The sequence below is a fragment of the Franconibacter helveticus LMG 23732 genome, assembly GCF_000463115.2.
Classification (GTDB): Bacteria; Pseudomonadota; Gammaproteobacteria; order Enterobacterales; family Enterobacteriaceae; genus Franconibacter; species Franconibacter helveticus.
Window position 1 is genome coordinate 110,837 of record NZ_AWFX01000051.1, and the last position, 11,688, is coordinate 122,524.

An 11,688-nucleotide genomic window follows, 5' to 3' on the forward strand; every position below is an offset into this window, starting at 1 on the left:
GATCGTTAATGAGTGAAAAACTGTCTGCCGTCGCCAGAGAGATGGAGGGTGAGGTTTTCACCCTGACTGACGATATTCTCTTCACCCCTCTGGCGCAGGAAGGCGGTATCGCCTGGACGCTGTGCCAGCCGCTGCACGCTGTCGACAGCTTTATCCTTGCAAGCGCCGCCGTCGCCAGCGAAGAGGCGGCGTTTCAAACCACCCAGCTGCTTAAAAACGAATTCGCGCTGCGTAACCAGCTTTCCGGCGCGTGGGCGATCAAGCCCATCAGCTCAACCAGCCATCATGGCCGCTACGCGCTGGTTTACGCGCCGTTTCCTTTTCGCACGCTTGCGCAGTGTAGCCATTTAAAAATGAGCGGCACGGCGGAGTTTCTCTCCCTCGCCATTCGCCTGTGCGCGCCGCTGCGCCAGATGCACGCGCTGGGGCTTATCCACAGCGACATCAAGCCCGGCAATTTTTTTCTCGACCCGGGCGGCAGTTACCGGCTGGCCGGGTTCGGCCTTGCCAGCGGCGCGGCGGATATCGCCACGCAAACGCGGCTTACCGTACCGGGCGGCACGCTGGCTTATATGTCGCCGGAACACACTGCCCGCACGCGGGACGCCGTGGACAGCCGCAGCGATTTATACAGCCTCGGCATTGTGCTTTACGAACTGCTCACCGGCGCGCTGCCTTTTGATCTCAGCGAAGGCGGGCAGGCGGAGTGGGCGCATCACCATCTCGCCTCCGCGCCCCGTCCGCCGCATGAGGCGCGCCCCGCCGCGCCATTGATGCTTTCCACTATTATCCTGCGCCTGCTGGAGAAGTCGCCGGAGCGGCGTTACCAGACGGTGGAGGGACTTATCGCCGATCTGCGCCGCTGCCAGGCGCAGCTTTCGGCAAGCGGCAATATCGCGCTTTTTACCCCGGGTTTGCAGGATGTGGTGCCCGCGCGTTTGCGGCCCGACAATCTGTTTCTGGCGCATCCGCAGGATCACGCGCTGCTGGAGGCTTTCGACAGGGTGGCCGCCAGCGGAACGCTGACGCTCGCGGTGGTCAGCGGGCCGCTCGGCATCGGCAAATCTTCGCTTATCGCCTCGGCGCTTCGAAAAATCACCGGCCGGCCCGCGTTGCTGGCCGTCAGCAAAGCGGACCAGTACTCTTCGGTATTGCCTTATTCGGTCATCGCCGGGGCGTTTCGTTCGCTGGCGCTGCACCTTTTAGGGCTTGGCGCACAGGAGGCGGCGCTGTGGAAGCGACGGCTTGCGCACGCGCTTGGCAGCTACGCCGGGCTTGCGGTCAACCTGGTGCCGGAGCTGGGCTTGCTGCTTGAAAGCAAAACATTTATGCCCGCCGACGTACATGCGGCGGACGCCCGGGCGCGCTGCAACCAGATGATCGCCCGGCTGGCGGCGGCGCTCTCCAGCCGCGAGTCGCCGCTTATGCTGGTGATTGAGGATGCGCAATGGATGGACCAGGCGAGCCTGCAATTGCTGACGTCGTTAGTGAACGACAGCGAATCGCTGCCGCTGCTGGTGGTTATCTCGCACGGCGAGCCGGAGGCTTTCCCGGCTGGCGACACGGAGCAGGCTCTCAGGAAACTGCGCGCCGGCGCGCGCCAGCTTATTGATATTCGCCCCGCGCCGCTTAGCGTCAGGGCGGTGTCGCGCTGGCTTGCAGAGCTGTTTCAGGCCCGCGTCTCGGGGCTTAGCGAGCTGGCGACGCTTATCCATGAAAAAACCGGCGGCAACCCGCTCTTCACCCATGAGTTTTTCCAGCGCATCGTGAAAGACGGCCTGATTAGCTATAACAAGCAGCATGGCAAATGGCGCTACGATGTGCAGGCCATAAAAGCGCGTAACTACACCGAAAATGTGGCGAGCCTGGTGTTGCAGCAGCTTGAAGAGATGCCGCAAAGCGCCCGGCGCCTGCTGGGTTGCCTCGCCTGCGTAGGGGGAACCGGCAGGCTCGCGCTGCTCAGCCAGATGCAGGCGCTGGCGCCCGAGTGTTTGCAGGAGCAGCTTCAGCCTGCGGTGGCGGCCCGCCTGATTAGCTTTTCCGGCGATGAATATGCGTTTACCCATGACCGGGTGCATAAGGCGGCGCAGGCTTTGCTCGAGCCGGAGGAGATAGACCGGCTCAACGCCATCGCCGCGCGGCTTTTTACCGAAGCGCTGGAGCAGAACGCCAGCAACGAGCCGCTGTTCCTGGCGGTACACCACATCACCAGCGCTCTTGACGCCATTCGCTTGTCGCCGGAGCGCGACCGCTACCGCGCGGTCTGCCAGCTTGCCGCCCGCCGCGCCCGCAGTACGGGCGATTATGCTTCCGCCGTGCGTTATCTGCGTACCGCGAAAAGCCTGTATAACGAGGCGCCGGCCGCCGCGCCTGAAGAGGCCTTCCTGCTCGGTTTTGAGGAGGCGGAGTGCGAGTTTTTACAGGGCAACCTTTCCGCCGCGCTGGCGCTTTGCAATCAGCTGATGAGCACGCCCGGCAGCCCGCAGCAAAAAGCGGTGGCCGCCTGCATGATGGCGGAAATCCATATGCGCCAGTCCGATATGCATCTGGCGCTGGAAACCGCGCTTGCCTGGCTTGCCGCCTTCGGCATTCACCTGACGCGCTACCCTGAAGACAGCGACTGCGAGACAGCGTGGCGGCTAATCGACGCCCGGGTGGGCGACGACCCGGTTGCGGTTTTTAACGCCGTGCCGCACTGCACTGACCGCGAGGCTGAAGCGATCATGAGCCTGTTGCTCGGCGCCAGCATGTTCGCGGCGTTCGCCACCCCGCGGCTCCATTTTTTGCTGTTGTGCAAAATCATGCACATGACGCTGGACCAGGGATTATGCGGAGCGTCGACCTCGGCGCTCGCCTGGTATGGCGTGCTTATCGGCCGCCGTTACGACGAGTACAAAAAAGGCTTCCGGTATGCCCTGCTGGGGCGCGACCTGGCGATGCAGCCTCCCTTCAGCGCCTTCAAAAGCAGAACGCTGCTGGCGGTGGACTTAGCCAGCGCCTGGAAGCAGCCGCTCAGCTTTGCCGTTGAGTGCGCGAAAACCTGCTTCGCCACGGCGGTGGAGCAGGGCGATTTGACCGTCGCCTGCTTTATCATCCGCCATCAGACCATGAATTTCCTCACCCGCGGCGACCATCTCGACAGCGTGATGACCACCATCGAGCGCGGCCTGACGTTTATCCGCAAGCTGCGTTTTCCTGATGTGGAGATCCTGTTGCAGCTGCAACGGCTTTATGTAACGCAGCTGCGCAACGGCTCAGCCGACAGTTTTACCGGCACCGATCTCTTCCCTGACTCGCTGTTGATAAGAGTCGGGACAAAAGGGCGCCAGCCGATGCCGCTGACGCAGTTCTGGTTCTGGCTCTACCGGGGCATGGCGCATTTTATGGCGGGCGAGCTTAGCGACGCCCGCCGCTGTCTGGCCCAGGCGGAGCCTTTCAGCAGCGCGGTGCCGGGTTATATCCACCTGATGGATTACCACTTCTACAGCGCGCTGTCGCTGACGCTCTCTTTTACGCCGGGGCGCGTGGAGGCGGCAGACCTGGCGAAAGCAACGGCGCATTACGAGCAAATCGCCCGCTGGGCGCACGATAACCCGGCGACATTCGCTGACAAAGAAATGTTGATTGGCGCTGAGCTGGCGCGAGTGGCGCAGAAAAACGACGAGGCCGCCGGGCGCTATGAGAAGGCTATCCAGCTTTCGGGCGGGGCGGAATTTCACCATATTAACGGCCTGGCCTGCGAACTGGCCGGGCGCTTTGCCAAAGCGTGCGGCTGGCACATCGCCTCAGACGCCTATTTTCACCGCGCGTTCGGCGCCTGGCGACGCTGGGGCGCGATGGCGAAACTGCGCCAGCTTGAGCGGCGTTACCCGCACCTGGTCCCGGCCGGTCAGAGCACCCCTTACGACACCATCGCCTTCGCCCAGAACGAGGCGATAAACGACCTCGAAAGCGCGCTGCGGGCCATCCGCGCCATGACCGAAGAGATCAACCTCGACCGGCTTATCCACACGCTCATGACCCTGCTGCTGGAGCGCGCCGGGGCGCAGCGCGGCCTGCTTATCCGCATTTCTCATAACAATATGGCGGAAATCCAGGCCTGCGCTGAAACCTCATCAGAGGGCGTAAAAGTACAGATTGTGAAAGCGATCCCCGGCGCTACCGATCTGCCGCTCTCTATACTGGCCGCCGTGTTGCGCACCGGTAAGGAGATCCGCACCAGCAAGCCGGAAATTTTCAGCCCCTTCGGCCAGGATCCTTATCTGGTGACCTCCGGCGCGGCGGTGATGTGCGTGCCGATGTTTAAGCAGGCGTGCATGGTCGGCGTGCTTTATCTGGAAAACCGGGTGATGCCGGAGATGTTTACCGCCGAGCATTCGCGCATCGTCGGCATGCTGGCGGCGCAGGCGGCGGTGTCGCTGGAGACGGCGCGCCTGTACGCCGAACTGCTGGAGGAAAACATTCAGCGCCGCAGAGTGGAAAAAGAGCTGCGCGCCAGCCAGACCTCGCTGATGCTGGGCGAGCGCATCAGCAATACCGGCACCTGGCGTTGGGAGCTGGAGCAGGATTTGATGTTCGTCTCTGACGAATACGCCCGCATTCTGGGGTTGCCGCAGCATCAGCGCACTATCTCCATGGCGGATTTTTTAACCCTCGTCCACCCGGAGGATTACCCGCGCATCAGCAAGCTGGTGACGGACAGCGTCAGCAACGGCGTGCCGATGCGCGCGGAATTTCGCATTTTTCGCCCCGACGGCGACTGCCGCTATATTCTTGGCGTCGGCAACCCGGTGGGTGATGAAGCGAGCGTGGCGGAATATTTCGGCGTTATCACCGACATCACGGCGCGCCGCCAGTCGGAAGACGCGGTGCGCGTGGCGCAGGCGGACCTCGCCCGCGTTTCTCGCGCCACCACGGTCGGGCAGCTTACGGCGTCTATCGCCCATGAAATCAACCAGCCGCTGATGTCCATCGTCGCCAATGCGGGCGCAAGCCTGCGCTGGCTTAACCGTGAGCCGGCAAGGCTGGATAACGCCCGCGCAAGCCTTGAGGAGATAATCAGCGAAGGGGAGCGCGCCGGAAATATTATCCGCGGGCTACAGGCGCTGACGCGCAACCAGACGCCCACCTGTATGCGGGTCAACCTGCATCACATCGTCTACCACATCATGACCCTCTCGCGCAGCGAGCTGGAGCGGCGCCGGATCCTGCCTGAATATGAGCTCAGGGCGGAGGACGCCTTTATCTATGGCGACAGCGTGCAGATCCAGCAGGTGCTGCTGAACCTGATAGTCAACGCCATTGACGCGATGGCGGAGATCCATAGCCGGGGGAGAGTGTTGACGGTGCGTTCGGCGAACCCGCAGCCGGGCAGGATAAGCCTTGAGATAGCCGACACCGGCTGCGGCCTGAGCGAGCAGGTGAAAGCGCGGCTCTTTGACTCGTTCTACACCACCAAAGCGCACGGCATGGGCATGGGGCTTAGCATCAGCCACGACATTATTGAAAAGCACAGAGGGAAACTGACGGCGCGCTCCCGCGAGCCTTACGGCAGCATTTTCAGCTTTATTTTGCCCACCGACAGCGAAGCGTAACAGGGTAAAAGGCCCGACGATACGGGCCTTTTTATCAGGAGCGGGCGGCGAGCTGGTGGCGCAAATCGCCGTGAGCCATGGCGACCTGCGGCGATGCCTGCAACGCGTCCAGATACTTCTGGTGAAACTCGCTGCTGTTTTCCGGCCCCAGCGCCAGCTGGCTGTCGAGCGTTTTGCGCACCGCCTCTACCGCGGCGGCATCGACCGGTTCTTCTTTGTTATCCAGCCGTTCGTCAATGTCGACCAGGATTTCAGAAATCTGGCGCAGCCAGGCAAACTGCGGATGGCTGGTGAGCAGTTGCAGATGCTCAAACGCGCTGCCCGGGTCGCCAAAGCGCGCGGTTTCAAAATCCACCAGCGCTTTGTGCAGTTTTCTCAGGGTGGAGGAGAGGGCTTTAAGCTGCGCGCGCGGCTCTGTGCTGGGAACGGTGGTCATGGGATCTCCTGGAATGGTCATGCCTGGCGCCTGTCGCGAAACGGCGGCAGGCGAATTAGCGGCTTTGGGTTTTGACTATATTCAGTCGCTCCGCCGCACGGACCAGATCCGTCAGCGAGCGAACCTGCATCTTCTCCATCACCCGTTTTTTATGCACTTTGGCGGTAATTTCACTCACGCCAAGCGCCGTGGCGATCTGCTTGTTCAACAGGCCGCCGATGGCCAGCGAAAAGACTTCCTGTTCGCGCGGGGTCAAAGAGGCGTAGTGCGCCTTCAGCGTCTGCATTTCCCGCGATTCGCCCATTTTGGTTTCTGCCAGTTTCAGGGCGTCGGCCACCGCTTTTAGCAGCAGGTTCGGCACGGCGGGCTTGGTCATAAACTCGTAGGCGCCCGCTTTCATCGCTTTCACGGTGAGCGGAATGGTGCCATAGCCGGTCAGAAAAATGGTCGGAATCAGGTAGCCGAGCTTCGCCAGCGCCTCGGTGACGGAAAACCCGTCCGCTTCCGGCATATTCATATCCAGGATCAGGCAGGCGGGATCCGGGCTGAAACCGTGCGCCAGAAAGGCTTCGGCAGAGGGAAAGTCAGCAACCCGGTATTCTTCCGCCGTCAGCAGACGGACCAGCGACTGGCGTACCGAATTATCATCGTCTACCACGTAAACAATTGGATCCATAAGTCGTTCCTGGCATCAGAATGTATGCAGTCAGGCGCGTCGGCCGCAAAAATTCTCCCTGCCTTTAGTTCCTTTACTAACAGCAACATACATTCTTTTTTTACCAATACATAACCGGATATTAACACAATAATTCTCATTATCGTCTTTAAAATAGGATGAAAGCGTTAAGACAATTAATCCATTGCGCTAAAAAGTTTTAAGGCAGATTGAAAAGCGCCTGATGGGCTTGCCCGCAGCCCTGGCGGCCCGCCGCTTTCCGGGATAAAAAACCGCCGGAATTTATCGACGCGCGCAGCCGCCGGAACGCGCCAATAACCGCATTAACACAAATGATAATCAATATCATTTTTGTTTACACAAATTCATTTTTTCTGCACACTGTCGCCAATTTCCCCACCAGACGGCTTTCGCCCCGCACAAAGCCATTGAATAAAAATGGTTATTTTTGGTGGGTTTCTTTCATTAAATGGAATGGATAACACGTTATGTCCCGCAGTTTACTCATCACGGCGGCGCTGTGCGCCGCTACGGCTTCGCCTTACCTCTTTGGTGCTGAACAGGACGAGATGGTCGTTACCGCGACAGGTTTTGCGCAAAAAATCCAGAACGCGCCCGCCTCTATCTCCGTTATTTCAAAACAACAAATTGAAGATAAAGCCTATCGCGACGTGACCGACGCGCTGCGGGATGTGCCGGGCGTGGTGGTCACCGGCGGGGGCAGCAGCAGCGATATCAGCATTCGCGGCATGTCCTCCCAGTACACGCTGTTCCTGGTGGACGGCAAACGCATCAGCACCCGCAGCACCCGCCCGAACAGCGACAATTCCGGCATTGAGCAGGGCTGGCTGCCGCCGCTGGAATCTATCGAGCGCATTGAAGTTATCCGCGGCCCGATGTCCTCGCTTTACGGCTCCGACGCCATGGGCGGCGTCATTAACGTCATCACGAAAAAGGTGTCGAACACCAAAGCCTGGACCGGCTCAATACATGGCGACGCCACCTTCCAGGAAAACCGCGATTCCGGCGATCTTTACCAGACGAACGCTTACGCTTCCGGGCCGCTTATCGAAGGGCTGCTGGGGGCGAAAGTCACCGGGCTTTTCTCTCGTCGCCAGGAAGATAAAATCGAGAACGGCTACAACGAGCAGAGAATGCGCAACGGCGCCGTCACGCTGAACTTCACGCCGGATGAGAAAAACGATTTTGACCTGGATGTCGCCCGCGAATTGCAGGACCGCAACAGCACGCCGGGCATGTCGACAGCGGCGCAAACGTGCCGCGGCGCGACCTGCACGCCGAATGAAAAAAGCGAAACCCGTTACGAGCACACCACCTGGGCGCTGACCCACCACGGTTATTACGAAGACTTCAACTCCACCAGCTACATTGAGCAGGAAAAATCGAACAACCCGGAGCGTGAGATGAAGGCGTACAACACCACCTTCAACACGCAAAACCAGGTTTTCCTTGGCGACCACACGCTGACGCTCGGCGGCCAGTATCGCTATGAAAAGCTGCGCGACAACGGCAACCAGCTGGAAGCGGCGCAGGGGCTGAACAAACTCACCCGCTGGAGCTGGGCGCTCTTCTCAGAAGACGAATGGATGATGACCGACAGCTTTACGCTGACGGCGGGCCTGCGCATGGACAAAGACGAGAACTACGGCACTAACTGGACGCCGCGCGGCTATGGCGTCTGGCATCTCAACGACCAGTGGACGCTGAAAGGCGGCGTTTCCGCAGGCTATAAAGCCCCAGAACTGCGCCAGTCTTCCGCAAGCTGGGGACAGGTGACCGGCGGCGGCCGTCTTGATGGCATTATCGTCGGCAACCCGGACCTCAAGCCGGAAAAGAGCCTGAGCGAAGAGATTGCGCTGCTGTGGGATAACGGCGACAACCTGAACGCGGGCGTCACGCTCTTCAACACCGATTTTAAAGACAAAATCACCGAGGTGCGCCGTTGCAACAGCAGCAGCGACCCGGCTTGCCAGATTGGCAACCATCGCTACGACTTCATCAGCGACCGCGTCAACGTGGATAAAGCCACGATGCGCGGCGTGGAGTCCACCTTCGGCTGGGAGCTGGTTCAGGATCTCAACCTGACGGCGAACTACACCTACACCGAGTCGGAACAGAAAAGCGGGCAGTTCTCCGGCAAGCCGCTGAACAAAATGCCGAAGCATATGTTCAATACGACCCTCGACTGGCAGGCCACGCCGGATGTGGGCCTCTGGAGCCGGCTCAATTTTCGCGGCAAAAGCTCGGAATACTTAAGCCGCACGTCGATGGCGCAGGGCACGCCGTCTTATACGCAGGTTGATGTGGGGCTGCGTTACAACGCCGCGAAAGATCTGCTGGTGACCGCAGGCGTTTATAACCTTTTCGATAAGCAAATTGATTACGCCACCTACGACACCATCCTTGACGGCCGCCGTTACACCCTGGGCTTAACCTATAATTTCTGAGCCTCTGGCGCCGCGTTTTAAGCCCGGATCCGTTCCGGGCTTTTTTACCTCTGCCGAAGCCGTCGGTGAGCAACTGCTAAACTGAGTGAGTGCTAATCCGGAGGAATCATGAAATTAGGCTTCGCTTGTAAATTCCTGAACGCTGAACAGAAACAACTTTTTCCCTTTAAAGCCACCACCCGCACACGATTCCTGAGCCTGGATAACGAAACCGGGGCCACGCTGCTTTATACGCTTGCCAGAGCCAATCTCACCAATCTGCGGCTCATTTTTCAGGAGCTTGCGCTGGAGCCTGCCGACTTACGCATGATGCGTATCGGCAGCGATTTATTGCCTTTATATACGGTGCCGGAAGCGACGCGGCTCTATAACGAGTTTCTGCCGGATCTTTTCGCGCTTTTTACCGACTGCGGCGAGTTTGCCCGGGCGAACGGCATTCGGCTCTCTTTTCACCCCGGCCAGTATTCGGTCTTAGCCTCTGATAACCCGGACGTGGTCGCAAGGGCGATTGAAGATGTGGAATACCACGCCCTCTGCGCCCGGCTGATGGGCTACGGCCAGACGTTCCAGGATTTCAAAATCAATATCCATATGAACGGCAAAGCCGGGTTTGCGGGGTTTGCGTCGTCATTTGGCAAACTCAGCCCGGAAGCGCGGCGAATGCTGACCGTTGAAAATGACGAAATCTCCTGTTCGCTGGATGATGTTCTCCAGGCGCAGGCGCTCTGCCCGGTGGTGGTGGATATTCATCATCACTGGGTGAAAGAGAACGCGTTTATCAAGCCTGACGATCCGCGCATCGCGCGCGTGAAAGACTCCTGGCGCGGCGTGCGGCCCGTGATGCATTACTCCATTTCGCAGGAGGGGCTTATCCCGCAGCAGGGCTTTCCGGAACAAAGCGCGCTCGGCGTACCCAAAACCAGGCTGCGCGCCCATTCCGATTACTACTTCAACCCCACGCTCAACGACTGGGCGCTGTCGTTTAAAGATTTCGACATCATGTGCGAAGTGAAAATGAAAAACCTCGCCCGCGACAGGCTCTACGCTTACGCGAAAAGCCAGGAACACTAAAAACGCCGCCGCAAGGAGGCGGCGGCCTCCCGTCCTGCCCGGCAGAGCCTCGCGTTTCTTCTTATACTGAGTAAAGCCCTACAGCGGTTAAGGCCATCTTTCTCATAACAACGTCATGAAGACGACAAATTCCACCAGGAGGCGATGATGTTGACGGAAACGCAAAAACAATTGGTTAAAGATACCGTACCGGTGCTCAAAGAAAACGGCGTGGCGTTAACGGACTATTTTTATAAACGCATGCTGCGAAATAATCCTGAACTAAAAGAAGTGTTTAACATGGGCCACCAGCGCAGCGGCGCGCAGGCGAAAGCGCTGGCGGGCGCCGTGCTGGCTTATGCGGAAAATATTGACGACCCGGGCGTGCTGGCGCCAGTCATTGAACTTATCTGCCACAAGCACGTCAGCCTGAATATTAAAGCGCCGGACTACAATATCGTTGGCGAAAACCTGCTGCATTCCATCAGCGAAGTGCTCACTATCCCTATGGATCACGCGCTGATTAGCGCATGGGGCGCGGCTTACCAGGATCTGGCGGATATTTTTATCGCCACCGAAAAGAAAATCTACGACCAGCACCAGAACGCGGAAGGAAGCTGGCTCGGCTGGCGCGATTTCGTGGTCGACAAAAAAGTGCAGGAGAGCGCGGAAATCACCTCGTTTTACCTGGTGCCCAAAGATGGCAACGCGCTGCCGGACTACAAACCCGGGCAATATGTCACGCTGCGCATTTATGTGCCGGCGCTCGGGCTGAAGCAGCCGCGCCAGTACAGTTTATCCAGCAGCCCTGGCGATAACTATCTGCGCATTTCGGTTAAACGCGAGGAACCTCGCGCGCCGGGGCAGGACCCGGGCTACGTCTCCTCCACGCTGCATAAATCGGTTAATGAAGGCGACACGGTGGAGCTGAGCGCGCCGACGGGCAACTTCTTCCTGCTCAACCCCGATAAAGACAACGTGCTGATAAGCGCAGGCGTGGGGCTGACGCCGATGATCTCAATGCTAAACCACCTGCTGGCGCAAACCGCCGACCCGAATAGCCATCCGGGGCAGGGCGGCGATGGCGAGTCAGCGGAAAGAAATAAAAAGCAGATCTACTTTTTGCATGCCGCCCGCAGCGCAGAAGCGCAGGCGCTGCGCGAAGAGATTGCCACGCTTGAGAGAGAAAACCGCAACCTGCACGTTTTCATCGCCTGGGAAGCGGTGAAAGAGAGCGACGTACAGGGCAAAGATTATCACCTGCACGGGCGGCTCGATCTCAACGCCGTGCCGCCGGATTTTCTGCCGAAAGAGGCGGATTATTATCTCTGCGGGCCACTGCCGTTTATGCAGGCGCAACACCGCGCGCTGCGCGAGCGCGGCATCGCCGGGGAGCGTATTCACAGCGAGGCCTTTGGCACCGGCGGCGTCGCCTTTTAACCCTCGCTATTTTTCCAGGGCCGG

The 11,688-nt window shown here is 59.3% G+C and carries 6 protein-coding genes; 4 read left to right on the forward strand and 2 right to left on the reverse strand.

The annotated features are described in order from the left end of the window. Window positions 1-8: 8 nt before the first annotated feature. A complete protein-coding gene (locus tag DW56_RS17805; protein ID WP_029590112.1) occupies window positions 9-5,594 on the forward strand; it encodes a trifunctional serine/threonine-protein kinase/ATP-binding protein/sensor histidine kinase in 5,586 nt (1,861 codons plus the stop codon). 34 nt (window positions 5,595-5,628) lie between these two features. Here DW56_RS17805 and DW56_RS17810 read toward each other — a convergent pair whose 3' ends face one another. Then, the gene (locus tag DW56_RS17810) at window positions 5,629-6,030 is read right to left on the reverse strand and encodes a hypothetical protein (RefSeq protein WP_024554393.1); all 402 of its coding nucleotides are present in this window, start codon (window positions 6,028-6,030) and stop codon (window positions 5,629-5,631) included. 55 nt (window positions 6,031-6,085) lie between these two features. Beyond that, window positions 6,086-6,706 (reverse strand): response regulator transcription factor, encoded by a 621-nt coding sequence (locus DW56_RS17815; RefSeq protein WP_024554394.1) that lies wholly within the window; start codon window positions 6,704-6,706, stop codon window positions 6,086-6,088. A gap of 488 nt (window positions 6,707-7,194) precedes the next feature. On the opposite strand from DW56_RS17815, the gene DW56_RS17820 reads away from it, so the two are divergent. The 3 genes from DW56_RS17820 to DW56_RS17830 all read left to right on the forward strand — a co-directional run bounded on the left by DW56_RS17820 (window position 7,195) and on the right by DW56_RS17830 (window position 11,664). After that, complete coding sequence (locus DW56_RS17820; protein WP_024554395.1) at window positions 7,195-9,174, forward strand: ligand-gated channel protein; 1,980 nt, start codon at window positions 7,195-7,197, stop codon at window positions 9,172-9,174. A 108-nt stretch (window positions 9,175-9,282) separates the two neighbouring features. Then, entirely contained in the window at window positions 9,283-10,245 is a 963-nt protein-coding gene (locus DW56_RS17825; RefSeq protein ID WP_024554396.1) for a UV damage endonuclease UvsE, read from the forward strand. Window positions 10,246-10,389: 144 nt separating this feature from the next. Beyond that, window positions 10,390-11,664, forward strand: coding sequence for a globin domain-containing protein (locus DW56_RS17830; protein ID WP_234409229.1), 1,275 nt, complete (start codon window positions 10,390-10,392; stop codon window positions 11,662-11,664). Window positions 11,665-11,688: the final 24 nt, after the last annotated feature.